Below are 24683 nucleotides of genomic sequence, written 5' to 3'. Positions count from 1 at the left end.
CGACGGCCACCAGCGGGATGATCCACAACACCGGGCTGCGGTAGGTGAGGATGAGCAGGAGGGTGACGACGGCGATGGTGGTGAGGAGGACCTGCTCGTCGATGCCGTCGAAGACGGCGTCCATGTCGCCGTCGATCGCGGCCGGGCCGGTCACGTCGAGTTCCAGGCCGGAGGGGCGGTCCTTCGCGGCGTCACGCAACGGCCCGACGACCTCCTCCGGTGGGCCGTAGGCCGTGCTCACCTCAAGGGTGAACGTCATCGCCTTGCCGTCGGTGGAGAGGCTCGTCGGTGAGCCCTGGTCGTCCTCGCCGGCCGCCTCCGTCTCCTTCGGCGGGTACCGCTCGGCAAGGGTGTCGTAGTGGCGCTCGACCGTCGCACGGTCGGCGTCGGTCATGCCGCCGGCGCGGTGGTACACGAAGACGAACGTGCTGTCCTCACCGCCGGGGAGACTGTCGTCCAGCGCCGCCACCTTGGTGGACTCGGCACCGGCCGGCAGGGTGTCCACGGCACTGTCCGTGGTGACCGAGCTCAGCTTTCCGCTCAGCGGCACCATACCCGCCGCCAGCACCAGCCACAGGCCGATCACCAACCACGGCACCCACCGGCCTGCCAACCGACCGGCCGGCGCTTGCCCGGACGGCGCAGCGTCGACTGCCATCACTAGCCTCCTACATACGGGTCGTCTTGCGTGTCTGGAGGCCTGATTCCTACTGAGTGAACCTGAGACGACTGTTAATACGGTGCTCAGACCGCTCGGCCGAACCATGTGCCCGACACACGCACCGGCGTGGTGGGGTCGAGCTTCTGCCCGGTGGGCAAGGCCCCGGCGACACAGCCGTCGGGCCGGATGATCGACGCGTCGGCGTCCACCTGGTCCGTGCCGGCGGTGACGGTGTCGAGCGAAGGTGCCGGCCGTGTACCGGGCCATGACCGAGGCGTAACCCGAGGCCTACCGCACAGGCTCCGAGAAGGGCACCGGCCTCGAGCGCTGGGCCACCCTGGGGCCCTTGGTTGCACCCGCCTGAATCGGGCCACCGACGAAAGAGGTCGGGATCGTCGTGCGCGGCGAACTGGCGCACCACGACACGAAGGTGACCAGCCTCGACGCGGACGCCAAGGCGCCGAAGGCATGGCTGTCGGACGGCATTGACATCCCCAAGTGCCCACTGCATCAGGAGGACAGGTCCTCCTGATGCCCACCAACCAGCCGCTGCGCTACACCGCGACAGCCAGGGCTGAACGCTGGAAGGGCCAGTGGCTCATCTCCACCTTCACCACCCAAGGGGGCCGAACGCGTTGAGATCACTCCACCGAGTGGGGCCCACCGCTGTTGGGACTCTGCGAGAATCGCCTGCCCGGCTCTTCGTTCCACGTGCGTGCGGCATCACCAGGTAGCGGAAGGTCCGACACGGACCTTCTCGCTGAGGCCCTACTTGGGTGAATCGGTGTCGTAGTCGTGCCGGGCCTGCTCGACCTTCTCCAGGTTGCCGGCAGCCCATTCGGCGAGGTGGGCGAAGAGTGGGGCCAGACTGCGACCCAGCTCGCTGATTTCGTACTCGACCCGAGGGGGGACCTCCGGGAAGTACGTACGCACAACCATGCCGTCGCGTTCCAACTGCCGCAGCCGCTGGGTGAGTACCTTCGGTGTGATCGTGCCGATCCGTCGTTCCAGCTCGACGAACCGTTGCCGGCCATGCCTGTGGAGAGTCCAGAGGATCGGCGTCGTCCAGCGGCTGAACACGATGTCCACGACCGCACTGGTCGGACAGGCGAGCTCCGGGTCGGTCTCCGCCGCCGTCACCCAGTCAGTATTGCCGACCACGGACACCCCGTTCGGATAGTCACTTTCCCTTAGGTACCTACTATATCGACGGTGTTAGCGTCCCCGTGTCGCTCGGAGAGCAGCTCTCCACGACGGTCCCACCTGCTCGGGTGGCGACAACCATGCTGAATCGACACGGGAGTAGTTCATGTTCGTAGTGACGGGGGCGACCGGCAACGTCGGCCGATCGCTCGTGCAGGCCCTCGCGGCAACTGGTGTGCAGGTGACCGCGACATCCCGGAGGATCTCGGGTGCGGATGTGCCGGAGAACGTCGAGTACAGGCGGGCGGACCTGGTCGATCCTGAGAGCCTTCGGCCCGTATTCGACGGAGCCGACGCGCTGTTCCTGCAGAACGGCGGCCCCAGCGCGCACCTGCTGAGTCCACAGGACATCCTCGATGTCGCCAAGGCCGGCGGCGTCGGCCGGGTCATCCTGCTGTCCTCCCAAGGAGTTGCGACCCGCCCCCGGTCGGCCTCCCACGGAGGTACGGCACGCGCCATCGAGGACGCCGTCCAGCAGTCAGGCATGGCCTGGACGATCCTGCGGCCCGGTGGCTTCAACTCCAACGCGTACGCCTGGGCCCAGTCGGTCCGCGCCCGAAGGACCGTCGCCGCGCCATTCGCCGACATCGGCCTGCCGACCATCGACCCGGACGACATCGCCGAGGTCGCCGCCGCAGTCCTGCGCGAGGACGGCCACGCGGGACAGATCTACGAGCTGACCGGGCCCGAACTCAGCACGCCGCGTCAGCAGGCCGAGGCGATTGCCGACGCACTCGGCGAACCCGTCCGGTTCATCGAGCAGACCCGCGACGAGGCCCGTGCGCAGATGCTGCAGTTCATGCCCGAGCCCGTGGTCGAGACCACGCTGACCATCCTCGGCGAGCCCACCCTCGCCGAACAGCGCATCAGCCCCGACGTCGAGCAGGTCCTCGGCCGCACGCCCCGCACCTTCGCCGACTGGGCTCAGCGTCACATCGCCGCCTTCCGATGAGACCGCTGTCACCAGCCACGGCAATACTGGTCGAGCTCTTCATGTCCCACTGTCGACTGCACTAGGGCCTGTGTGATGTCGTGATCAATCGGCTGCTGAGCGGAGAGCTGGGGAGTCTCCTTCGAGAAACTCAACGGGAAGCAATTGCAGAGGATCACCTGGCAGCGGCTGGTTCGCCGGTTCCTGCTCGCTGCGGCCGGCCTTCCACGATCCGCCGCATCGCCCCCATGCAGGACGCATCACCGCGCAGCCCACGGAACCGGACCGACACGCAGCACAGTATGAGTCGAAGTCCCCAGCGTCGACCTGTCCTTGAAGCACGCTCTGGGCTTTCCACGGAGACGGGCAGGGCACATGATGGCGGCATGGCTGCCAGCGAGGATCTGCTGTGGGACGCGGACGACAAGAGCATGCAGATGGTTCCGCGGCTCCTGCGCATCGGGGTGACGGCCGGCTGCCTCGGCTTCTTCGGCCTGCTGATGTGGACGGACTCGGACGCTACCTGGGTCCTCTACGCAGGTGCCGTCTACCTGCTCGGGGAGATCGCGTACTTGGGGTGGGACCGACGGCGTCTGGTCGAAGCGCGCATCGTCCCGGGTGGAGCCGACGGCCCTGCCAGAGTCCGCCTCCGCCGCGTCGGCGGACGGACCACCGAACACGACCCCCAGCATGTCACCCGCGTCGTCCTCATTCACGACAACGTGCACGACCTGGCAACACTCCGCCTGAACGTGCACGGCAGGCAGCGCCTCTTCGGCCGCCCGGCCCGCCCCCCGGCGCTCACGACCTGGCGCCGTACCTGCCCGAAAGCCGAAGTCAGCGACAGAGTCGCCCGATGGGGCATGCCAGGAATCCCCGACTAGGGCCTGCGTGATGTCGGACCCGGCCACCGGGTCGGGGTCGAGGATGCGTGCCAGCGCCGTCGGCAGGGCTTCGCCGGTCCCCGGCCCGGACGGGGTTTCGAGCGACACCCAGTCCGTACCCTCCAGGAGCGCCTGGTAGTGGAGGAGTGCATGGAGGCGAGGGTTCTCGGTCCGGCTGCGGCTGGTCGTCACAGGCGGAGGGTATAGCGTCTATGAGCCGGTGTGGCGCGGGGCGCTGCGGTCCGTGGGCCGGGCAGGGCTGAGAAGCTCCAGCAGGCTGCGTTTGCCGCACAGCTTGGTGTTGGGGTTCAGGTTCTCCGCCGTGTATCGCAGGCGCAGCACCTCACGAGTGATACCCGGGGCGCGGGTACATGCGCTCCAGGTGGGCCGGCAGCGCGTCCATGAAAACAGGCGGGGGTCTGGACCCAGGCGCCGAGTGTGTCGGCACCGGCGGCGGCGAAGTCCACGGCGTCGTCCGGCAGGTTTGCCGCGGCCGGGGATGGCGAGCAGCAGGCCGGGGTCGTCGTGGAAGCCGACGAGGCGCCCGGACCAAGAGCCGGGCAGATCCGGGTACCAGCGACAGCGACCTCCTGGCCGTCCTCGGCCCCGTTTCCGTCGGCATCCCCTCCAACAACATCCCGGCCCTTCCGCAGGCTCATGCAGGGCCGCACCTTCCGCCGGTGGCAGGCTGAGCAGGACGCCCGTCGCGCTGCTCGCACCTCAAGAGGTGGCAGCCCAATCCCCTGAGTTGCTGTACCCCAGGGCATCCCTGGCTGCCGTGCGGAACGCCTTCAGTGCCGCCCAGTGCCGCGCGGTAGCCCTGGGTGCCTCCGACGTGAAGTTCTCCTGAGACCTCGGGAACGAGTAGACCTGCATCAGCGCGAGCCCCGCCCTCTCCAACTCCTCGGCCGCCTCCAGCACGGGCAGCGGCCCGCACAGCTCAATGAGGGACAGCGCGGCGAGCGCCTCCTCATGAGCCTCGGTGATCAGCGATTTCAACTCCGGGGACAGCTCGTCGTCGTGCGTATGCCTCTCCCCGATCACAGCCTTCGCAGCTGCCTGCTGCGCCATGTCGGCACGAAACATCGCCTGGTAGGCCGTGTGCCGCTGGTCACGCCTCCAGCGTTCATCTTCCTTGCGGATCTGCACGGCCAGCGCTTCCTGGCCGGCCCGCGCCGCCCTATGAGCACCCCACATCGCCGCCCCAGCGCCAACTGCCGCACCCAACAACCCGACTAACGCCGCTATCCACTCCTGCATGCAGGCCATTGTGCGTGGCGTCGACAACCCACAAGGCGGAATTCATGCCTACGATTATCCTTGCCACGAGCCTGATGTCGGGAAGCAGCGTCGGCGTCTCGTGCACGAACCCGTACCCGAACGCGGCCGAGAAGGCAGCGGTCGAGAGCAGGTTCGGCAGCCTGTCCGCCGGCCTGGCGGATGCTCCTGGCAATGTGGTGACCGTGGACTGACCCTGCCGCACGCCGGCACCAGCCGAGGAGCAGCGGCGGCGGCCGCCGAGGCGAACGCCGAACCGGTCGCCCGAAACCGTGAACGGTGAGCGGCCCTGGCCGATTCGGGGGCGGTCCGCACTGTCACGGGCTTCTTCACGGCTCTCGCAGACGTCTGTGTGATCAGCGGCCTGACCCACCAGGCCGTCAGCGAGCGTTCTGCCGGACGCATCTTGGCCGGCACTGTCAGCTGTCTGTTCAACCGCACCACCCTCCCGACGGCCTGGGGCACTATCGCCGCCTACCTCGCTGCCTGGGGTGTCCCCGACGGCCAGATCGCCCGGTGGCAAGCCCTCTGGGAGCTCCGCCTTGATACTCGGTACGATCGGCAGGTTGGAGGGGGTGTGATGTTGCAGGTTCTGTACAGCGGGGACACCAGGGAGATCGAGCTCTCTGGGACGCGTGAAGGGCTGCTGGCGTTCGGGCAGCTGCTGCGGGGGGAGGCTGGGAGCTGTGATCTCTCTGAGAACCAGCGTCCCTTTCCCTATGAAAGGTCGCTGTCCGAGATCGTGTTCCAGGAGGATCCGGAGCAGGCCGGCGTTTCGATCGTCACGGAAGCCCAAATCCTGAGGATCCGGGGACGGCGGGAGGCTCTCGACCTCCTCGCCGACAATGTCGATGGATTCACCTCTGAGGCGGATACAAGCGATCATTGCCACGTCGACTCCCCGACATACGACTTCATCGCGCCGGAGTCGGACCCGTTAGTTATTGCATTCATAAAATGAGCGGAGAGTCGTCGGCCGCACCGCAGTTGAGCCTGTAGGCATCAGTGCGAGCTAGCGATCGTGGGCCTGGGCGAGTTGCCGGTCGGCCTCGGGCAAGGCGGCGACCGTGATGCCGATCATCGTCTCCGCATGAGCGGGGCTGGTCTCGTAGTCCCTGGTTCCACCGCCCACCGCTTGGGCTGAACCTGGAAGCCGTGTTGATCGGGGATTCCTTCGGACGATCTCGAGGTCACGGCCTAGGATCTGGGCTGTCCACTCGACCAGGCGGCCGGCGAAGCCCTGGTCGGCCCGGACCTTCCGGACCCCGGGTGATCGGACCTGATCCACAGCAACGGTCGCTTCGCGCCGTCGCGGTCCTGGATGCTCGCCGCGACGACGTGGATGGCCGGGAGCAGGCCGAGGGTGTCGGCGACGATGAACCGCTGGCGGCCTTTCACCTTCTTGACCGCGTCGAAGCCTCTGGTGGCCGCGGGGACGGTATCGACGGTGCGCACGGCCTGCGCGTCGATCAAGCTGGGGCAGCGACTGCTGCGGATCATCCGCAAGGGCTCCGGCTCGGTGGTGACCTGGTGGCGGGCCCAGCCCGGACCAACGACCGACTGAATTAGACGAAACTGCCTGGTTAGGGCGTGAACGGCAGTGTGCCCCCGACGAGTGTGTTCTCCGGAGTTGTTGGTGCCGGGCCCGTGCACCGGGGCGGCGGCACTGCCGGGCTGGCGCCGGCTGCCGTTGTGCGCGACGCCGCTCCAGCACACGTCCGAGCCGTCCCTGAGTCACCGGGCACTCCTATCCGTAGTTGGTGTGTGTTCAGGGGCGGAAGGTGCGGCGGTAGGTGTCGGGTGGGACGCCGACGCTGCGGTGGAAGTGGCGGCGGAGGGTGGTGGCGGTGCCCATGCCGGTGGTTGTGGCGATGGTGTCCACGGTGGCGTCGGTGGTTTCCAGGAGTTCCTGTGCGTGGCGGATGCGCTGGGTGTGGAGCCATTGCAGGGGTGTGGTGCCGGTGAGGTGTTTGAAGTGGCGGGTGAGGTGGCGTGAGCTCATACGGGCCTGACGGGCCAGGTCCTCCACGGTCAGTGGCTGGTCCAGCCGCTGAAGCACCCAGGGGAGGAGTGCGTCCAGGGGGTGGTTGCCAGGGGCGGGGAGGGGGGTGGCGATGAACTGGGCCTGGCCGCCGTCGCGGTGGGGTGGGGTGACGAGGCGTCGGGCGATCTTGTTGGCGTTGGCTGAGCCGTGGTCGAGGCGGACCAGGTGCAGGCACAGGTCCATGGCGGCGGCTTTGCCCGCGGACGTGAGGACGTCGCCGTTGTCGACGTAGAGGACGTCCGGATCGACGGTGGCCGCCGGGTGGCGGCGGGCCAGTTCCCCCGTGTGGGCCCAGTGCGTGGTGGCACGTCTGCCGTCGAGGAGTCCTGCCGCGCCCAGGACAAAGGCGCCTGTGCACAGTGAGGCCACGCGGGCACCGGCCGTGTGGGCGGCGCGGACCGCGTCGACGAGTTCGGCGGGCGGGTCGCGGTCGGTGTCGGCCCATCCGGGGACGATCACGGTGTCTGCGTGGGCGAGGTGGTCGAGTCCGTGGTCGGGTTCCAGGCGGAAGCGGTCGACGTGGACGGGGCCGTTCCCGCAGAGGGAGAAGTCGTACCAGGGGTCCACGATGTGGGTCAGGTCGGCTCCGAAGACCTCGAGGGCCACGGACAGTTCGTAGTGGAGCATGCCGTCGGTGACGGCCAGCGCAACAGCAGGCATGTCCGGAACTGTACGCGTCATGTCGTTTCCGACGCTCGTGCTGGGTGCTGCCGGAGGAACAGGATGTGCATGTCGGGCCGAAGGTCCGTACTGGCAGCGGGTGTTCGAGAGCAGGGGAGAGTTTCATGGGGTCAGGTCAGCCGGTGACGGTGTTCGGCGCTTACGGTCACACCGGGCGGTTCGTGGTCGCGGAGCTGGCAGCGCGTGGGTTCGTCCCGGTACTGTCCGGCCGCAACCCCCAGGCTTTGGAAGAGATGGCTAGCAGCTACGGGTTCGAGGCCCGGGTGGCGTCGGCCGAGGACCCGGCTTCACTGGAGCGGGCCCTGGCTGACACGGCGGCGGTCATCAACTGCGCCGGCCCCTTCGCATCGACCACCGGCCCCGTCATCGAGGCCGCGCTCCGCGCGAACATCCCCTACCTGGACGTGGCCGCCGAACTCGAGGCCAACCTCGACACCTTCGCCCGCTACCGCGAGCAAGCCCGGGACGCGCAAGCGGTGGTCGTCCCGGCCATGGCCTTCTTCGGCGGCCTCGGCGACCTGCTGACCACCGCGGCGATGGGGGAGTGGACCGAAGCCGACGAGGCACACCTCGCCTACGCCCTCAGCAACTGGCACCCCACCACCGGTACCCGGCTCTCGGGCGCCGTCTCCCGCGAGCGGCGCGGCGCCTATCGCCTGCGCTACAGCGGCGGACAGTGGGAACGCCGCACCGACCCCGCGCCCACCCTGGACTGGGCCTTCCCGGAGCCGATGGGGGCCCGGCCGGTGATCGGGGAGTTCACGATGGCGGACGTCGTCACCGTCCCCCAGCACCTCTCCATCCCCGACGTGACGACCTACATGAGCGCCGAGGCGGCCCGAGACGTCGTCGCCCCCGACACGCCGGCCCCGACCGCCGCCGACGAACGCGGGCGCTCCAATCAGACCTTCCTCGTCGACGTTGTCGTCCGCTCCGGCGGAGCCGAACGCCGGATCACGGCCAGGGGCCAGGACATTTACGCCGTCACCGCACCTCTCGTCACCGAGGCCCTCGAGCGCGTTCTGACCGGCCGCACCAAAGCCGTCGGCGTCGTTTCGGCCGGCGAGATCTTCGACGCCCCCGACTTCCTGAACGCCCTCGCCCCGCACATCACACTCGACCTGTACCCGCATAAGCAGAACGCCTGAACCGAGCCAACCGCCCCGCAGAGAACACGGTCCAGTGCGAGGGTCGCCGACGCGCGACGGGAGGCCGGCAGTTGATGCAGGGGTTGGTGGGGGCTGTCATCGGGTCAGTCAAGATGGAACTGTCCGGGCGGGTGCTGGCGACGAGGGCGCCGGCGGCACCGGCTTCGGCCCGTCTTTGCCGTCGACGTGTTCTCCGGAATCGGTGACCCGCTGGGATGCCCGCCCCGACACGTCGATGACCTGCTGGTAGGGGAGTCCCTCAGTGGCATCGACGAAGTCTGCGGCGGAGTCGCTGTCGAACGGGCCGGTTCCCCACTGGAGCTCGGCGGGCACGGCGCCGAACTCCCCGTCCAGGTGCTGACCGGGCGCGAGGAGAAGAACAACATCGCGTTCGCCTCCGGCGAGTCTTTAGGCGGCTGGACCAAGACCTTGAACGACCCCTGGCCTCAGCGCGGGCATCGTCGATCGACTCACCATCGTCGGCACCATTCATCGAGACCGGCACGAACTCCTGCCGCCTCGCCGACACCCGGGCCTGCGCTGAAGAGGCCTGCCCGGGCCGGCGGACTCCTCCGTGACCACCACGGCGGCCCGCTGCCCTCACGGGTGCCGGGTCGTGCCCGATGTGCTGACTTCAGGCGTCGAAACGTGCACGAACAGGTGGTCTTGCCCTGCAGCGTCGAAGCCTCAAGCATCCTTGGTATGAGCAGGGTCTATGACGATGAGCGGTTGGCGGGTGTCTACCAGGGCGGCAATGAGATGCCCGATGCATCACTTCGCGACTGGGTACACCTGATCGGTTCTTTCGCGGGCCGTTCGTCTCCTGCCGTGGTGGAGATCGGAGCGGGAACCGGCATGTTCTGCTCGGCGATGGCCCGCTGGTTGGCGCCCTCGGGGGTGGTCGGTGTCGATGCCTCCTTACCCATGCTCACCCAGGCTCAGCGTCTCAACTCCCACCCTGCGGTCCACTATTTGGCCGGCACCGCGGAAGCCGTGCCCACCCGCTCCGACCTGTTCGACCTGGCCGTGCTGTCCCGCGTGATACACCATCTGCCCGACCGTGTCCGGGTCGCACGCGAGCTAGCCCGAATCCTTAAGCCCGGCGGCGTAACGGTCATCCGGACCACATTCCGGGAACGGCTGGATGCACGCGTCTACGACTACTGGCCGCGTCTGCGCGAGCTGGACGAACAGCGGTTTCCCTCCCAGCCCGAGGTGCTCGAGGACTTCGCCGCAGCCGGCTTCACGGCTCGGACCGTCACGTCCTTCGCCCGACCCGTCACCGCCAGTCTCCGGGACTACCACGCCCGCATGAGGTCTCAGCCCCAGTCGAAGTTCACCCAGCTCACCGTGGCGGAGTTCCGAGAAGGACTGCGGCGGCTGCAATCCGACGCCCAGGACGAGCCGACCACATGCCCGGTTCCCGTGACGGAGCGGTACGACATAGCCGTGCTGTCCTCCTCCTGAGCAACGAGAACCCCCTCACACGCAAGCACGCTCACGCCGTACGGTGACCGCGCCGCCATGGCCAGCGTCGGGCCGGCCACCACGCCGGGCGCGCCGGTCACCGTGAACGAGCCGCCGTCGTTGTCGGCGGCCACCGGGACGGCGAAGTAGCGCACCGACGCATTGGCGTACTACGCAGCCACCATCACCATCCATCGGGGCGGACCCGCGTTCCAAGTGGGCCCGGTGGGGACCTCTGCCCGGCCTGCTGGGCTGGCCGCCGTGTCGCGCCTGCCCGGGCCCCGCTCCCCGCCGCGCCCACCCACGCGGCGATGGGCGCTGCACTACCCTGCGCCACCGCACTGACCTCCTCTGTCGAAGTGAGCACCCCCCGGTGGGACCCGCTTACGGCGCCGGCCGCACCGGGGTAGATCCCTCGACCCTCGCCCGAGAGGACGGCCTGTCCGCTGCCACCCTGACCTGTTCGTACGCGATTCGTACGGCAGAAAGTGCGCCCTACGAACGATTCAGGAGGACGCCGCGGCGGGTGGACGAGCGCTCAAGGTGGCGGGGCGATGCGGAGGACGTGGCGACACGGGTCCGTCGCACTCCTGAGCAGGGCAAAAACCATTTGGGGGCGCCGGGGGAGCGTGGCACCCTTGCGCGGTGATCGTTGAGTTGGCTCCTCGCTTCCTGGCCTGGGACGCCGTGGACCCCGCCTGTCACGCCTTCGACAGCGCGTCCGTGGCACAGACGGTGCGCTCGCTCGGCCCGGCCCGGTGTGTGCCTGTTCGCCCGGATGTTCCTTTCGGGGACCCCATGATGAGCGCCTGGAGTTATGGGGAGGCCGAGTCCTGGGTCGACGCCATGTCGTACGCCCTGGTCCAGCAGTACGGACGCTGGGCCATCGGGTGGCGCTGGTCGCACGACGAAGGTGACTTCGACGGCGGACCAGTAGGGAACTGGTGCTGCCCACGGCATTCGATCACGACGCCGGAGGAGACACTGGACCGTGTCGGGGCGGCCCTGCGTGAGTGGCGCGAGTGGCTGGAGTACCTCGCCGGCTGGTTCGAGGCGTACCCCCTCGACCTGGCCGACATCGAGGACCAGCGGATCCTGTGGGAGCGCGCGGCGAGGAATCTGATCCTGCAGGTCGTCGACCGCACCGGGTGCGGCAGCGGCTGGCACGGCCACTGCCGCCAGGTGCTCACCTGGTTCCTCCTTCGCTGGGACGTTGCGCCCGACGTTGCCCAGGGTTTGGTCGACGAGGCGATCGGCGGGCGGTTCCACAGCTGGACCGGTCCTGACACGGTGCTGGTCGATGACGTCGCGGAGCAGCTCGCGCTCTCGCTGCGGCCGGCCGACGGCCGTACCCGCGCAGACGCGCCGGCCCAGGACCATCTGCAGCGCTGGCTCGCGCTACGCGCATCGGTGCCGTGGCACGAGATCCCGGACGGCGGTACGGACGGACCGGTGATACCCCTTCGCGACGGCGCGGCGCAGGACATCCGAGCCTTCGACGCCGTCATCGACCCTGCCCGAGCCGCAGGCATGCTCAGCGCCCTGGAAGCGCTGCGAGCCGATGCGGCACGCGAAGCACGGCTCGACTTCGCACTGCTCAGCAGCTGGCAGCAGCACATCCTGGGAACCCCGCAGCCGCCACCGTTCCGCACCTCGCCCGCCTTCGCCAAGGCAAGCCGGGAGCGTTACGGCATCGCACCGGACACACGTGCCCGGTTCGACAGGTGCCTGGCCGAGAGCGCACTCGAGACCGGCAGGCCCCTCGGTGTGACCGCCCGCGCCGCCCGCGTCTACCTCGACATCTGCTTCTTCCATCCCTTCGACGACGGCAACGCCCGCTCCGCCTTCCTCACCCTCGTCTTCATCCTCGCCTGCGAGGGAATCGCACTCGACCAAGTCAGCCTCCTGCGCCGCGTCACCTTCGAGGCCGACGACCCGCAGGACCCGCTGATCCTCCTGCGCTACATCAATATCCATCTTGCGGAGACTCGGCGCCGCTCCGCCGACTCGACCGGCTCAGCATCGAGGTGAGCGCCTCAGCTGGCGAGTGCCGCCACCTCTGGCGCTCAGTCACACCGACACGGTCACCGGCGCGTTCGCCTGTCCGTCTGCGAGGTGCCCGACCGGGCTCCACTGCCGCCGGTCCCGCCGCCAGGAGACGTCGATGTCGCGTCGTGCCAGCGCGCGGAGGAGGCCGCGGCCGGAACCCCGGTGGGCTGCTCGGACCGCGCTTCGAGATCGGATCGCTCGCTTGGGTGGGGCCGTGGGGTTCGAGGTTCTCGAGGACGGTGGCTCCCAGCGGCACTTCGCGGGCGAGTGCGGCGACCAGTGGGTGCTGGGCGGCCTTCTCTCTGCAGGTCGTTGATCCTGCCTTCCACCCGGGTTCGGGGGAGACGCCGGTGAGGATGAACAGCAGGTGGGGAGGGCCGGATACCGGCGCATCCCCTGCAAGATCGCAGCGGCGGGGTGTTTCAGTGCAGGCGGTCGGCTGCTGAGGCGGCCAGTTCGGCGAGTTGTGCGGAGTCCGGGAGGCCGGTGAGTGCGGCGCGTGCTTGTTCGGCGCAGGAGGATGCCATCTGGGCCGCCTTGTGGAGTGCGCCGGTGCGTGTCAGTACGGCGAGGACGTCCCGGTGTGCGGTGACGGGGTCGGTGGCGCCGCGGAATACGGTGGTCAGGCAGTCGCGGTCTGTTTTGTCGGCCACTTCGTATGCGAGCAGGACGGGCAGGGTGGGTTGGAGGTTGGCGACGTCGCTGGTGGCTGTCTTGCCGGTGATCTGGTCCTCGGCGGTGTAGGGGAGCAGGTCGTCGCGGATCTGGAAGGCCATGCCGAGCTGTTCTCCGTACCGGTGCAGGGCCTGGTGCTGCGTGGGGGTTGCTCCGGCCAGGATGGCCCCGGCCTGGCAGGCGGCGCCGGTCAGTGCGGCGGTCTTGGCCTGCATGACGTTCAGGACGGTCGGCACGCCGCAGGTCAGGTCGCCGCGGATTTCGGTTTCGCGCATGAGGCCCTGACACATGTGGCGCAGGGCGTCGACGGTGACCCTTACCGCGTGCAGCACGCGCTCGTCGGGGCCGGTGCTGAGCAGGGCCGCGATACCGGCCATCGACAGTCCGTCGCCTGCGACCAGGGCTTCGGCGAGGCCGTACTGCTCGGCGGTGGAGGCCCGCCCGCGGCGTACCGGATCCTGGTCGATGATGTCGTCGTGGACGAGGCTGGCGACGTGCAGGCATTCGATGCCGGCTGCGAAAGCCAGCACCTGGTCGGCGGTGCCGCCGACGGCTTTGGCCGACTCCATGCACAGCACGGGGCGCAGGAGCTTGCCCGGGGGAATAATGCGTCCAGGCAGGCCAGCTCCAGCAGGCTGTCGCCGCTGCCCACCCACCGCAGCAGTTCGGCCTCCAGAAGCGGAATGTACGTGTCGCCGGCGGCGGTCACAGCAGTGGACATGGCGCGTCCTTTCGAAGGTCAGCAGGGGATCACGGCGCGCATGCGGGGGCGCCACACGTTGAGCAGCGCGCCCAGGGGCGGCTGTACCGGTCGGGTCAGGACGTCCTGGCCTGCTGCCAGCACGGCGGCGATGATCAGGGCCATGTGCTCGCGGTAGGCGTGCCAGAGGTCACCCGCGGGACTGCGGTCCACTTCAGCGGCCTTGCGCAGGTGCCCGGTGACACGCTCGGCCTCGAACGCGATGAGGTCGGCCATGGCCGGTGTCCAGCGTTTGGCCTTGATGTCCTCGGCGCGGACGTGGAACCGGTCGAGGTCCTCCAACGGCAGGTAGAGCCGCCCGTCGTCGAGGTCTTCCGACAGGTCGCGCAGCGCATCCGTCAACTGTGCGAAGACGGACAACTCGCCGACCCACTGCTCGTAGGCGGGTTCGGTCACGGATCCCGTCACCCGGTGGACCATGGCCATCGGGCCACCGGTCATCTGCATGCACCACTGGCGCAGTTCTGCGAAGGCGGTGAAGTCGCGAAAGTCGAGGTCCCGCTGCATCGCTGTGAACATGTCCTCGATCACCGACACCGGCATGCCGAAAGTCCGGTAGGTGTGGACCGTGGCGTGCAGGACGGGGTCGTGGGAGCCGTCGGCGGCGAAGGCTGCCCAAGTGGTCTCGACGAAGTGGGTGAAGCGGCGCTGGCGGTCTTCGACCGGGCCGGTGTCGACGCAGCGATCGGCACGGCACCCGTGGGCGAGCAGTGCCGCCGCATGAGGCCGAGCCTGTGCGGGAGCGCTGCGCAGGCCATGCCAGCGCGCGGTCCCTCCGTCGGCGCCGGCCAGCTCTCGCACGCACACCGTGTAGCAGTGCCGTAGGACGGGATCAGTCATACCCGCAGCATCCAGCCATCGCCGTACCAGCATCTGTGAACTCTCTCTGCTCGACCGGCTCCCGTGCGGGGCCAGGGCTTCGCTCTGCGATGAGGGCGACATACGTCCCTCGAAGGGCCTTTGTGAGCCGTCGGACCCGGGATAGTCGTTCAGCGGGGAGTCGATGCGGACCGGGCCGGGCGCGCGGGTTGTCGGCGCCTTGATCGCCACGGCGGACGGAAGGGTGACCGTGTGGCCAGGGCGTCTTTGGTGCGGCGGTGAAAGACGAGCAGCCCCAGGAGCGCGGCGCCGGTGAACCACCCGATCTGGACGGCCAGATCGCCGGACAGGGGTGCGTGGGTGAAGCCAGCGGCGGTGGCGGCCTGCATGGTGCCGTAGGTGGGCAGGAACTGCACGGCCGCACTTCCGGTGCCGCCACTGGCCAGAGGGCTTTGCAAGCCGACATCGACCAGGCTGGTCATGACCAGGGCGAACATGCCCTCCACCTCCCGGCGCAGCAGGGAGCCGAAGACGACGCCGAGCGCCCCATAGGTCATGGCTCCCCAGAACAGGGCCGCGGCGAGCTGCACGGGCTCGCGCGGGCTCCAGGCCGTGCAGGTCACTGCGGTGGCATAGGCGGCGATGGTGCCGGAGGCCAGAGCCAAAGAGGTGGTTTTGGCCATGACGAGATGGATGCGGGGGTAGCCGGCCATGGCCAGGCGGCGGTCGAAGCGTCCACCGTTGAACGTGACGGCGAACATCATGAAACCGGTGATCAGCGTGACGGCGTTGATGGCACCGGTGATCTGCGTGATCTGGTTGCCTGCCGGTGCCAGGAGCTGGCCCGTCGCGCGCAGCCGGAAAGCCACGGGCCTACTGGGGATGACGGCGTAGGCCAGGCTGATCCAGGAGGGGATGAACAGGGCCACCAGGACCATGGCGAACCTGTTCCGTGCGTGCTCGAGCAGGTCGAAGCGGGCCGCGGTGACGAACAGATGAAGGTGTCGCCTCATGCCGGCACCGCCATGGCCGGGTGCAGGACGCCGCCCTGAAGCCGCCACAACTCGTCCAGGCGTTCGGCGTCATAGGCCAGGTGCGAGACGACAAGGACGGAGCGGCCCGCATCACGCAACCGTGCCGCCAAGTCCCAGAAGCGCTGGTAGGTGTCCCAGTCGAAACCCTGGTAGGGCTCGTCCAGCAGCAGCACCTGCGGATCATGCATCAAGGCCAGGGTCAGGTTCAGCTTCTGCCGGGTCCCGCCACTGAGCAGGCCGGCCCGCTCATCGGCGTACTCCGATAATCGCAGCACCTCCATGACCTCCCCGGCATGCCGCAGATCCGGCAGCCCCCGTGCGACGCGGAAGAACTCCAGATGCTGCCGCACGGTCAGAGCATCGTTGACCACCACGTTCTGCGGGCAGTACCCGAAACGGCCTCCATGACGGACCTCGCCACCCAGCGGGCGCAGCTCACCAGACAAGATCCTCAACAGCGTCGACTTGCCCGCACCGTTCTCCCCGACGATCCCGGCCAGCACACCAGGCCGCAGATCAAGGTCCACGCCTCGCAGGACCTCACGACGACCGTATGCGTGACGCACATCCCGAACCTTCATCGCACCCCCCAGGCCCGAAGGCGGTGGCACGCACTGGCTGCCGCTCACTCGCCGTCACAGCAAGGCTAGGCACTGCGTACGGCCAAAAACCGGGGCAAGATCGTTGATTAGCCCATACGGGTGAAGACCGAGTCGTGAACGGCACTCCCGGTCGGGGTGATCGCCTGCATTGTCGATCTCGAACCGCCAACCAGAGAGCAACACAGGGGAGTTGATCACCGGCCGAACAGTCACGTCGACGGGGACGGCAGCAATTTGATACCCGGAGTGGATTTCACCGCGAGCAGCCAGTTGCACCTGCTGTGCGGAGCCCTTGCGAAGATCATCCGTGCAGGATCCGCGTCGAGACATCCCTTTACGTGCCACGCGCCAAGGACGGATCGACAGCAGCCTTGACGAGGTGCCTCACCGAGCACGACGCGAACGGCAGCGCCTGCCTGGCTCGACTGAAGAGTGCCGGGTTGGAACACCGCTTCTTCGCGCCGGGGCAGCACAGCGCCACTGTGTTCGGTCAGCGGTGGTCAGGTGGCGTCAGACCGGTGTGGGTGGCGCAGAAGGCGAGGGTGTCGGCTGTCAGGTCGGCCCATCGGGTGGCGGTGCGCTGGCCGTGGCCGACGTCGGCCTCGGTCCGCAACAGGACAGGATTGGGGGAGGTGGTGGCGTACTGGAGAGCGGCGGTGAACTTGCGGATGTGAGCGGAACCCACGCGGGGGTCGGTGTGGGCGCCGGTGAGCAGGATCGCGGGGTAGGGGGTCCCGGGTTTCACCTGGTGGTAGGGGGAGTAGCTGAGCAGGACGTCAAGCTGTTCGGGGTCGTCGGGGGTGCCGAATTCCGTGGCCCAGAGAGGGCCGATACCCATGAGCGGGTAGCGGATCATGTCGGTGGGGGCGTCGGAGCACACGCCGGCGGCGTAGCGCTCTGGATGGCGGGTCAGAGCGGCGGCGACGACCAGTCCGCTGTGGGAGCTGCCCTTGATGGCCAGGCGGTCGGGTGTGGTGAGCCCTTGGTCGATGAGGTGGTCGGCGGCGGCTGCGAAGTCGGCGAAGCAGGAGGGCTTGTTGACTCCGCTGCCGGCTGCGTGCCAGGCCGTGCCGTGTTCGCCGCCCCCGCGGACCTGGGCGATGGCGTAGCGGCCGCCGGCCTGGACCCAGGCGGTGATGGTCGGCGAGAAGGCAGGGGCTGCCAGGGCCCCGAATCCTCCGTAGGCGGTCAGGATCGTCGGACGCGGGCCCTCCGGGAGCGCGGCGGGTTCGATCAGGTACAGACCCACCTCGGTGCCGTCGTGCGACCGGAAGGTGAGGTGCCGGACGACCGGTGACGGCACCGACGCCGACGCAGCCGGCCGAGTGGAGGCGCCATCGACGCCGGGCGGCGTGTACGGGCGGCAGCGACCCTGACGGGCGCTGAAGCGGTAGACAGCGGGCGGGGTGACGAAGTCGGTGTACGTGAAGAAGACTTCCCCGCCGCCGCCAGGGGGCGTGGACAAGCCGCTGATCGTGCCGGGACCGGTGCCGGGGGCCGGAACGTCGGCCAGCCTGCGGCCGGCCGCGTCGTGAAGGGCCAGCCGAGCGGCACCCCTGTGGCTGGTCCCGACCAGGAATCGAGTCTGGCCGCTTGCAGGGTCAGTCAAGGCGGTGCATGCCGTCAGCAGGTCCTCTGGGCCCGCCGTGATGAGCGTCGACCAGGCGGCGTAGTGCGGGCGGTCGGGGTCCACCCGGCAAACGCGGCCGCAGGGCGCGCCGGCGTCGGTCACGGCGTAGAGCAGGCCGTTCGGGGCGGATTTCAGCAGCGCGCTGGTGCGTTCCTGGCTGCCGTGGTGGATCAGCCGCAACCCGGTTCCAGCAGCGGTACGAGCGGCGAGGTCGGCCAAGTACAGGTCGTTCCCGGTCTGAGCTCCGGGTGCGGAGCTGACGGTCAGCCACCGACCGTCCGGGCTGACGGCCAGGGACAGATGCGCGTGGGGCGTCTCGAAGACGACCAGATCTGCCGATGAGCCCCTACCCAGCAGGTGCAGCCGCACCTGCCGACGACCAGCCGCGCCGGTCACGTAGTAGAAGCCGCTGTCATCAGGCAGCCAAGCGACCGGCGTCGGGCGGGCAAGGGACAACCGCTCCTCCGCCACCCGCCTGCTGGCAGTGTCCACCACGCACAGTTCGGGACTTTCACTGCCGCGGCGGGTGAGCTGACAGGCCACCAGCCGTCCGCTCCACGAAGGACGCCAGGCAGTGAGGAACGTCAGGCCTCCTGGGTCGGCCGCCATCGGGTCGAACAGCACCCGTCCAGCCGACGCCTGCATCTCCCTGTCATCGGATACCACCAACTGCGGCAGTTCCGCACCGCGGGGCCGGTGCAGGAAGAAGCGCAACGCTCCTCGACAGACCGGCGGGGTCGCCACCGGCACCTGCGCTCCGCCCAGTCCCTGCAGCTCGCCGAGCAGTGCCCGGAAGTACGACCTGCTGCTCCATGACGGCGCGTGCGCGGCCAGCAGTCGCTCCTGCGCCTCCAGCCAACGCCCGCACGCCGAGTCTTCCTCATCCTCCAGCCACCGGTACGGGTCCGGCACATGCCGGCCGTTCAGTTTCTCGGCGAGTGGCAACCGGACGGCGGCGGGATAGACCGGGCGCGTGGCGAGCGGAAACGGTGCCTCAGGCGCCGCACCGCCCGCCGCCTGACGCGTGACGACCAACGTCGTCAGTCGCTGTCGCCGGAAGCAAGCTGCTGACGCCAGTCCGGCAGCGTCACGACCTCATCGCTGATGATCTCGAGCGGCCCAGGGATGGGAAGGGGCAGTTCTTCCACTTCAAACTCCTCACGCAGGAAGGGGGCATTTCGCGCACATGACTACCCGGCCGGTGGCGTTCCTAGATGCCCCATTCGGGTGCCCTCGGTCGGCGACCCCCTCGGCACGACAGGGGGTGATCAAGTTGGCCGAACGGCTTAGAGGCCTGCCGCGCGGCGGCGCTCAAGGACTTCGCCGATCTGCTGGTCGCGCACGCGCTGGCGGAGGAGGCCGAGGTCTACCCGGCCCTGAAGCGGTACCGGAACATCGACGACGAAGAGTCCTTCGTCACGTCCTCAAGTCGGCACCCGACGCATGACTCCGTCAGCTCCGCGCGGGCGGGGTCGGTGGCTTCACCACATCGGTCTCCGGCGGGCCATGGCCATGAGGGTTAGAGACGATCGGCCTGAGGATGCGACAAGGAACTCACGTACCGCCCGCGGACACGACCAGAAGTGAGGGTGCGTCGGGCTGTTGCCGCGAGGGACGGGCTGCCGCTGTGCGAAACGCTGTCCCGGCCCGACCCTCTGATCCCATCGGCGGACTGATCCGGCCCCACGGAGCGTCAGGCGTCAGTGTCCGAGGACTGACGCTCGGCCGGGTCACCCCAGCCGAGCGCCTGCGTCAACCGGTCGTGGCGACTACGGTTTCACCGGGTCGCCGTTCCCGATGGCCAGCCACCACACTCCGTCGTCGCGGGTGAGGTCGAGTGTCTGGCGGCTTTCGCTTCCGTAGCGGAGTTCGACACTGGCCAGACCCGGTGTGACGGGGTCCGCGACCACGGCCTGAACCGGATCGCCGGCCTGGGCGCCGTACTTGGAGATCAGGTCCCGCGCGGCTGCCTCCCTGCCCGTGTACCACGGCGCACCGATGTCGGCCAGCTCCTCCGCGTCACCGTCCTGAAGGCGCTGGACGTAGACCTCGAGAAGCAGTTCGGCCTCGCGCGCGACTTCCTGGGCCTCGGGATAGGCGGACGTGGCGGCCCGGACCGTCAGGTGCACCTCGGGGGTGTCCCGCAAGGCGTACGGTGCCGCATCGCGCTTCGACCACCAGACCAGGGCACCCACGACCACGCAGAGAGCGACGATCACGGTGATGAGCCACCGCGCTTTTGCAGTCCGGGGCATCAGTACCACTCCGGAATGACTCGGTGGATGTTCGCCCACGTTCCCCTCTGGCTGTTGACGTAGGTGTCGAGACGCTGGTTCAGGCGGTTGTTGTTGTGGGCGCTCACGTAGGCCTTGCCGTTCTTCATCTTGGTGACGACGCCCGCGTGGTCCCAGCCGCCCTTGCCGCCCCAGTTGAAGAAGACCACGTCACCGACCTTGGCCTCTTTCTGTTTCGACTCGGTGTTCACGATGCCGGCGCTGTGCTTGGAGAGGAAGGTCTCCATCTTGTCGGCGACGGTCCACGTGTGGGACCACCGATAGTAGAACCCACCTCCGGAGTGCGGGGGCGACGAGTGCTTCGTACGCCACCAGTTGTTGGTGCTCTTCCTGTCCTTGCTCACGCCCTTCATGCGCATGCCACCACCGTGATACAGCGCCTTGGACACGAAGTTGGTGCAGTCCTGGCTGTACTCGTGCCGGGAGTTCCAGTGCTTCTTCGCCCACTCTGACGTGCCGCTGCGGCTGATGCTGCCGAAAGCTTCAAACTGCGCCGTTCCCAGGCCGAGCGCGGCAGGGCTGTCGGGGACCTGTCGCGTGAGCGCGGTGGGCGAGACGTCGCTCTCCACGCTGCCGTACGTCACGGTACCCAGGGCGTCGTCCCCCTTGGACAGGCGCTGCTCGTACTGCTGCGCGTTGAGCTTGCCGCGCAGTACGGGCGTGACCTGTCCGGAGAAGGTGTGGAGGAGGGCCCTTTCGTTGGTCTCCGGTTCCTCGGGGCTGTCGGCGAGCGTCCGCTGCTCGTTCACGGTGGCCCGGACGGCCACCGATCCGTCGGGGGAGGGGAGGACCAGGACGTCCGACAGGGTTGACGTCATGGCCGTGTAGACCAGTCCGTCGGCCTCCAGGGACTTACGGGTGTCGAGGAGCCAGAACTCCTCGGCCTTCAGCAACCAGGAGTACTTCGAGGCGTGCGGCTTGCCCTGCGTCGCGGCCTCGGTCGTGCTGTGCGCACCCGTGGTCAGAGCGGCGACGGCCGCGAGGTACTCGTCAAGCGCCGCGGTGTAGGTGGCGGTGCTCAGCGGGGCCCTCACCGGTGTGACGGCATCGCTGGTCACGGTGGTGCTCGAGCCGTACGGGCTCGACGCCTTGAGGCGGAACGTGTAGGGAGCGCCGTTGCTGAGACCGGTGATCACGGCGTCCGTGCCGCTCGTGCTGCGCGTGGCCGCCACGGCACCGGAGGAGTCGATCGCGGACACCTCGTAGGTGAGCTCCGTGTCGTTGTAACCGCTGTCCTGGCTCGGATTCCAGGTCACCAGTGCGCCCTGGTCACCGGGCTGGGCACGCAGGTCCCTGGGCGGTGACGGTGCCGTGGCCGGACCGTACTCGATGGTGAGCGCGGCCGAGGTGAAGCTGATGCCCGCCGTGTCGGCCGCGCCTTCAGCCCTGCGCAGGACGAGACCGTGGTTGGCGTTCGCACCGTCGGTCCACCCGGTGACCAGGCCGGTGACGTCGATCTTCCAGGGCGCGGTGGCCTCCAGGTTCACGCCTGGAGCGGTGGCACTGTCCAGCTCCGCTCCGGTCCCACTGGTGGCCCAGGCGGCGTTGAGCGCGTGCACCGCGAGGTCCGGTGTGGTCGCGGTGGACTGCAGTTGCAGCGTGGCATTGGTGATGCGGGCCCCGGTCGGGACCTTCGACAGATCGGCCTTCAGATGGCTTCGCCAGTTCTTGCCGGAGACGCTGCCGACCTTCAGCGCCGTTGCCGTTTGGCCGACGCAGTCGGCCGTGTCCGTGCAGACGGTGGCCTTGGTGAGCGGAACACTCACCGACATGGACGCGGCCGCCTCGGCGGGCGGCGTGCCGGACCCCGCGGAAATCGCCGACTTCTCCGTCCACGCGGAGCACTTGCCCTCGAAACAGGCTCTCATCGACCAGTCGAAAGGCCCTGACGAGGTGAGCTTGTCCGCGGGGATCTGGAAGCCGGCCCGTTCGCCGTTGGGCACGAGCTGAGTGCCCAGGAGCTGGGTTCCGCTCGCGTTGCCGAGCTGGAACTGTGCCTCGACCATGCCGCCGTTGGGTGAACTGACGACACCGGTCACGACAGGGGAGGCGGTGTCGGTCGCCCCGGCCTGAAGCCGGACGGGCAGGTCGGCGGGCTGCACGTCGCTCGCATCGACGAGGAACGTCGTCCAGCCGGACCACGCCGACGTGTCGATACCGTCACTGGTGCGTGCCCGCACTCTCAGATGGCTGCCGTCCGGTACCGCGGAGGCGGTCGGGATCTGCGTCGTGGCCACGGTGCCCGGGGTGAACTCCACCGTCTTCCCCGTCCACGTGTACGTGGTGTCGGCGTATGCGGGATCCGGCTGCACCTGGAACTCGGTGGTCAACGCCGAGTCCGCGTCGCTGTCGTCGACCTTCGCTTGGAGGGTCGGCGTGAGTGAACCGACCGTCACCGGGGTCTCCGTCTTGCGCGGAGTGACACCCAACTGCGCGGGCACGGCCGGGGCCGCGTTGTAGGTGACGATCAGCGAGGGCTCGGTCGCGGAGTCGTGCGAGCCGTCCACGTAGTTGGCGGACCGGTAGCGCCGCCAGGTGAGCGGATCCGTCTCGTCGACGGCCGCCAGACGGACCCCGTAGTCGGGCTGACCGTCCGCCCACGCCTGAACAATGCCCGCGACATCCCACGACACGTGGCCGGCAGGGCAGCTCGCGCTGTAGCCCTTCGCCGCCTTCGACACCGGGGCCCCCGTGGCCGTGGTGCTCGGCTGGGCCGACCAGGAGATCGCCGAGGGATCCCAGTCGGAGGTCACCCGCCGGACCTGGACGCCGGCGTTGTCCGTCGAACAGGACGACGACCAGTAGGAGAACAGCCGCAGATCGGCGTCGAGGATCCGCTTGCCACGGAACCGGTCCGTATCGAACTTGAGGTAGGAGCGCGCCTTCTCCTTCCCGTCGTACGTGCCGGCCTTGAGCTCGGTGGAGCCGCGCTGGGACGACGGGTACGCCGCGTCCTGCACCCAGGTGTCCGTGAGCGGACCGAGCAGGGTGTTGGTCGGGTCCACTGTCACCGGATACTGCAGATCCGGATCCTGGAGGAACGACTCGGAGGGCTTGAGCACCAGAGTCTGCTGGTTGCCGCTGGCCTCCACCGTCACGGCGACATCGGAGACGTCCTCCGGTTCACGCGAGCCGGCGTGCTCCTCGGCTCCCCACATGACAGGAACAGGCGCGGTGGCCACATCACCGCCGTCCTTGCCCTCCCAGAGCAGACGCTCGTCACTGGTCTGACGGAGCTTCACGCCCTCGGCCGCTATGGGAATGCGCAGTTCCACCTGCTCCGTGGGCCGCTCTTTGAGCACCAGAAGGTGCGAGAAGCCCTCCGGCAGCGCGGACACCACCAGGTCGGCGCCCGGCTGGACGTTCTCGTAGGTCGCGGTGTTGCCCTGGAGGACAGGCTCGGGAAGCTCGCCTTCCCAGCCGATGCCCAGGCTGCGACTGCCCTCACTCACCTGGGCGAGAGAGCCGGAGCCGCCGGCGGAGATCGTGATGTCCGCCGCGGCGCGCTTGGGCTGGACCACACCGTCACGCAGCTCGAGCGTGGTGTCCACGTCTCGCCAGGTGCCCTTCTCGTCCTTGACCCTGATCGGGCCGGTGGACGACTCCTCGGTCACCGAACCGTCAGGGTTGACGTAGACGGTCGAACTCTCCGTGCGCAGGGCGGGCACTTCCACCCTCTTGCCGAGCGCCGCGGCCCGGATACGAGCCGCACCGACCGCCGCGTCCTCGCTGCCGTCCCCCGACGCCGTCAGCGATGTGCCAGCGGATCCTGTGGCACCGGCGGGATGTGCCGGTGTACCCAGCCCTGCGGCCAGCAGGCCTGCAATCAGGCAGGCGCTGACCCCGAGAGTTCTCGAACTCCCGGGTCTGACAGGTCTCTTCACTTTTCCCCCATCCAACTCACGCAAAGAAAGCGAATCTTCACAGGATGGAATCGAGGGTGTCCAGGCAGTGAGAGAAACCGCACACTGAAGCTCCTCGTCGCTTCACATGACACGGCGACCGGAGCCCTTCGCGATGTGTGAGCTACCGCTCGCCCGGCTCGCCCTGTGCAGTCGGAGTACACCGACGAAGTCGAAACCGTCCGCGTCCTGTACTTCGTCACCGCTTTGCGCACTGTCGTGGTCGTCGCCAACATCGAGGTCTGGCTGCCGAAGGAGCCGCAGTGCCGTCCCACATCGAGCAGCTCACCGTCGGCCGACAGCTCACGGCGTCCCCTTACGTGCTGAATGCGCGCTCCTCTTGCCCCGCCCACTCCGCAGCCCCCGACCCGGGTGGCCCGGGACCACGGCCGAAGCCGACGGGCTCCGCCTGCGCTGCGGGTCCGTCCTGGACTACCGGTCGGCCGAGCGACTGTTCCAGTCGCACGCCGATCTGCGGCTCACGCCCCTGAGAGGGAGTGGCCCTGAAGACGCACGCCGGAGTCTGACCCGAACATGCTGGGCCAGGCTGACCGCCCAGTGCATCTTCCTTGAGGATCGCCCCTACTTCCTTCGTCCATCATGCCTCCGAACGCCAGCGGC

The 24683-nt window shown here is 68.6% G+C and carries 20 protein-coding genes and 4 pseudogenes; 11 read left to right on the top strand and 13 right to left on the bottom strand.

The window, feature by feature from the left end:
* Positions 1–658, bottom strand: a 658-nt coding sequence (locus IE118_RS32870; RefSeq protein ID WP_189561752.1) for an MMPL family transporter, incomplete at its 3' end; no start/stop codon positions are given.
* A 400-nt stretch (positions 659–1058) separates the two neighbouring features.
* On the opposite strand from IE118_RS32870, the gene IE118_RS34565 reads away from it, so the two are divergent.
* The gene (locus tag IE118_RS34565) at positions 1059–1193 is read left to right on the top strand and encodes a hypothetical protein (RefSeq protein WP_268248990.1); all 135 of its coding nucleotides are present in this window, start codon (positions 1059–1061) and stop codon (positions 1191–1193) included.
* Between the two features lie 236 nt (positions 1194–1429).
* Here the strand turns inward: IE118_RS34565 and IE118_RS32865 are convergent, their stop codons facing one another.
* Positions 1430–1822 (bottom strand): winged helix-turn-helix transcriptional regulator, encoded by a 393-nt coding sequence (locus tag IE118_RS32865; RefSeq protein WP_189561751.1) that lies wholly within the window; start codon positions 1820–1822, stop codon positions 1430–1432.
* A gap of 148 nt (positions 1823–1970) precedes the next feature.
* Between IE118_RS32865 and IE118_RS32860 the strand changes: the two genes are divergently transcribed.
* On the top strand, positions 1971–2816 hold the full coding sequence (locus tag IE118_RS32860; protein WP_189561750.1) for an SDR family oxidoreductase: 846 nt from the start codon (positions 1971–1973) through the stop codon (positions 2814–2816).
* A gap of 365 nt (positions 2817–3181) precedes the next feature.
* Complete coding sequence (locus IE118_RS32855) at positions 3182–3679, top strand: hypothetical protein (RefSeq protein WP_189561749.1); 498 nt, start codon at positions 3182–3184, stop codon at positions 3677–3679.
* Between the two features lie 210 nt (positions 3680–3889).
* Here IE118_RS32855 and IE118_RS34560 read toward each other — a convergent pair whose 3' ends face one another.
* Positions 3890–4021 (bottom strand): hypothetical protein, encoded by a 132-nt coding sequence (locus IE118_RS34560; RefSeq protein ID WP_268248989.1) that lies wholly within the window; start codon positions 4019–4021, stop codon positions 3890–3892.
* Between the two features lie 239 nt (positions 4022–4260).
* On the opposite strand from IE118_RS34560, the pseudogene IE118_RS34840 reads away from it, so the two are divergent.
* Positions 4261–4426, top strand: a pseudogene (locus IE118_RS34840) (GP88 family protein); the annotation flags it as partial.
* Here the strand turns inward: IE118_RS34840 and IE118_RS32850 are convergent.
* The gene (locus IE118_RS32850) at positions 4400–4939 is read right to left on the bottom strand and encodes a hypothetical protein (protein WP_189561748.1); all 540 of its coding nucleotides are present in this window, start codon (positions 4937–4939) and stop codon (positions 4400–4402) included. The pseudogene IE118_RS34840 and the gene IE118_RS32850 sit on opposite strands and share 27 nt — an antisense overlap.
* A 65-nt stretch (positions 4940–5004) precedes the next feature.
* On the opposite strand from IE118_RS32850, the pseudogene IE118_RS32845 reads away from it, so the two are divergent.
* A pseudogene (locus tag IE118_RS32845) lies at positions 5005–5151 on the top strand (snapalysin family zinc-dependent metalloprotease); the annotation flags it as partial.
* Positions 5152–5363: 212 nt separating this feature from the next.
* A complete protein-coding gene (locus IE118_RS32840; RefSeq protein WP_189561747.1) occupies positions 5364–5918 on the top strand; it encodes an Imm32 family immunity protein in 555 nt (184 codons plus the stop codon).
* A gap of 236 nt (positions 5919–6154) precedes the next feature.
* Here IE118_RS32840 and IE118_RS32835 read toward each other — a convergent pair whose 3' ends face one another.
* Both IE118_RS32835 and IE118_RS32830 read right to left on the bottom strand, forming a co-directional pair.
* Complete coding sequence (locus IE118_RS32835) at positions 6155–6412, bottom strand: hypothetical protein (protein ID WP_189561746.1); 258 nt, start codon at positions 6410–6412, stop codon at positions 6155–6157.
* Positions 6413–6725: 313 nt separating this feature from the next.
* Positions 6726–7661, bottom strand: coding sequence for a helix-turn-helix domain-containing protein (locus IE118_RS32830; protein WP_189561745.1), 936 nt, complete (start codon positions 7659–7661; stop codon positions 6726–6728).
* Between the two features lie 125 nt (positions 7662–7786).
* On the opposite strand from IE118_RS32830, the gene IE118_RS32825 reads away from it, so the two are divergent.
* The 4 genes and pseudogenes from IE118_RS32825 to IE118_RS32815 all read left to right on the top strand — a co-directional run bounded on the left by IE118_RS32825 (position 7787) and on the right by IE118_RS32815 (position 12328).
* Positions 7787–8830 carry a saccharopine dehydrogenase family protein gene (locus tag IE118_RS32825; protein WP_189561744.1) on the top strand — a complete coding sequence of 348 codons (1044 nt, stop codon included), beginning with the start codon at positions 7787–7789 and terminating at the stop codon, positions 8828–8830.
* A gap of 315 nt (positions 8831–9145) precedes the next feature.
* Positions 9146–9408, top strand: a pseudogene (locus tag IE118_RS34320) (ATP-binding protein); the annotation flags it as partial.
* 124 nt (positions 9409–9532) lie between these two features.
* The gene (locus tag IE118_RS32820) at positions 9533–10297 is read left to right on the top strand and encodes a class I SAM-dependent methyltransferase (RefSeq protein ID WP_189561743.1); all 765 of its coding nucleotides are present in this window, start codon (positions 9533–9535) and stop codon (positions 10295–10297) included.
* Positions 10298–10942: 645 nt separating this feature from the next.
* Positions 10943–12328 (top strand): Fic family protein, encoded by a 1386-nt coding sequence (locus IE118_RS32815; RefSeq protein WP_189561742.1) that lies wholly within the window; start codon positions 10943–10945, stop codon positions 12326–12328.
* A gap of 440 nt (positions 12329–12768) precedes the next feature.
* On the opposite strand, the gene IE118_RS32810 is transcribed toward IE118_RS32815, so the two are convergent.
* The 5 genes from IE118_RS32810 to IE118_RS32790 form a co-directional block, all read right to left on the bottom strand.
* Complete coding sequence (locus IE118_RS32810; protein WP_229847070.1) at positions 12769–13590, bottom strand: polyprenyl synthetase family protein; 822 nt, start codon at positions 13588–13590, stop codon at positions 12769–12771.
* Positions 13591–13760: 170 nt separating this feature from the next.
* Positions 13761–14621 (bottom strand): phytoene/squalene synthase family protein, encoded by an 861-nt coding sequence (locus tag IE118_RS32805; protein WP_229847069.1) that lies wholly within the window; start codon positions 14619–14621, stop codon positions 13761–13763.
* 149 nt (positions 14622–14770) lie between these two features.
* Positions 14771–15613 carry an ABC transporter permease gene (locus IE118_RS32800; RefSeq protein WP_189561741.1) on the bottom strand — a complete coding sequence of 281 codons (843 nt, stop codon included), beginning with the start codon at positions 15611–15613 and terminating at the stop codon, positions 14771–14773.
* On the bottom strand, positions 15610–16215 hold the full coding sequence (locus IE118_RS32795; RefSeq protein ID WP_189561759.1) for an ABC transporter ATP-binding protein: 606 nt from the start codon (positions 16213–16215) through the stop codon (positions 15610–15612). Before IE118_RS32795 ends, IE118_RS32800 begins: the two co-directional genes overlap by 4 nt.
* Positions 16216–16726: 511 nt before the next feature.
* Positions 16727–18811 carry a prolyl oligopeptidase family serine peptidase gene (locus IE118_RS32790; RefSeq protein WP_268248988.1) on the bottom strand — a complete coding sequence of 695 codons (2085 nt, stop codon included), beginning with the start codon at positions 18809–18811 and terminating at the stop codon, positions 16727–16729.
* A gap of 341 nt (positions 18812–19152) precedes the next feature.
* Here IE118_RS32790 and IE118_RS34305 point away from each other — a divergent pair.
* Positions 19153–19275: pseudogene (locus IE118_RS34305) on the top strand (hemerythrin domain-containing protein); the annotation flags it as partial.
* 360 nt (positions 19276–19635) lie between these two features.
* Here the strand turns inward: IE118_RS34305 and IE118_RS32785 are convergent.
* The gene (locus IE118_RS32785) at positions 19636–20121 is read right to left on the bottom strand and encodes a hypothetical protein (protein WP_189561739.1); all 486 of its coding nucleotides are present in this window, start codon (positions 20119–20121) and stop codon (positions 19636–19638) included.
* Positions 20121–23828: a DNRLRE domain-containing protein gene (locus tag IE118_RS32780; protein WP_189561738.1), complete on the bottom strand. Its 3708-nt coding sequence runs from the start codon at positions 23826–23828 to the stop codon at positions 20121–20123. The genes IE118_RS32785 and IE118_RS32780 overlap by 1 nt, the downstream gene beginning before the upstream one ends.
* Positions 23829–24683 lie beyond the last annotated feature (855 nt).

Source organism: Streptomyces pilosus, from assembly GCF_014649835.1.
GTDB classification, from domain to species: Bacteria; Actinomycetota; Actinomycetes; order Streptomycetales; family Streptomycetaceae; genus Streptomyces; species Streptomyces pilosus.
Note: the sequence above shows the minus strand (reverse complement) of the source record. Positions and strands in the feature narration are given on the sequence as shown.

Excerpts from the sequence above, each read along its gene's own strand:
- IE118_RS32860 (WP_189561750.1), top strand. The coding sequence starts at position 1,971 with ATGTTCGTAGTGACGGGGGCGACCGGCAACGTCGGCCGATCGCTCGTG.
- IE118_RS32855 (WP_189561749.1), top strand. The coding sequence starts at position 3,182 with ATGGCTGCCAGCGAGGATCTGCTGTGGGACGCGGACGACAAGAGCATG.
- IE118_RS32850 (WP_189561748.1), bottom strand. The coding sequence starts at position 4,939 with ATGCAGGAGTGGATAGCGGCGTTAGTCGGGTTGTTGGGTGCGGCAGTT.
- IE118_RS32830 (WP_189561745.1), bottom strand. The coding sequence starts at position 7,661 with ATGCCTGCTGTTGCGCTGGCCGTCACCGACGGCATGCTCCACTACGAA.
- IE118_RS32825 (WP_189561744.1), top strand. The coding sequence starts at position 7,787 with ATGGGGTCAGGTCAGCCGGTGACGGTGTTCGGCGCTTACGGTCACACC.
- IE118_RS32820 (WP_189561743.1), top strand. The coding sequence starts at position 9,533 with ATGAGCAGGGTCTATGACGATGAGCGGTTGGCGGGTGTCTACCAGGGC.
- IE118_RS32810 (WP_229847070.1), bottom strand. The coding sequence starts at position 13,590 with ATGGAGTCGGCCAAAGCCGTCGGCGGCACCGCCGACCAGGTGCTGGCT.
- IE118_RS32805 (WP_229847069.1), bottom strand. The coding sequence starts at position 14,621 with ATGACTGATCCCGTCCTACGGCACTGCTACACGGTGTGCGTGCGAGAG.
- IE118_RS32800 (WP_189561741.1), bottom strand. The coding sequence starts at position 15,613 with ATGAGGCGACACCTTCATCTGTTCGTCACCGCGGCCCGCTTCGACCTG.
- IE118_RS32795 (WP_189561759.1), bottom strand. The coding sequence starts at position 16,215 with ATGAAGGTTCGGGATGTGCGTCACGCATACGGTCGTCGTGAGGTCCTG.
- IE118_RS32785 (WP_189561739.1), bottom strand. The coding sequence starts at position 20,121 with ATGCCCCGGACTGCAAAAGCGCGGTGGCTCATCACCGTGATCGTCGCT.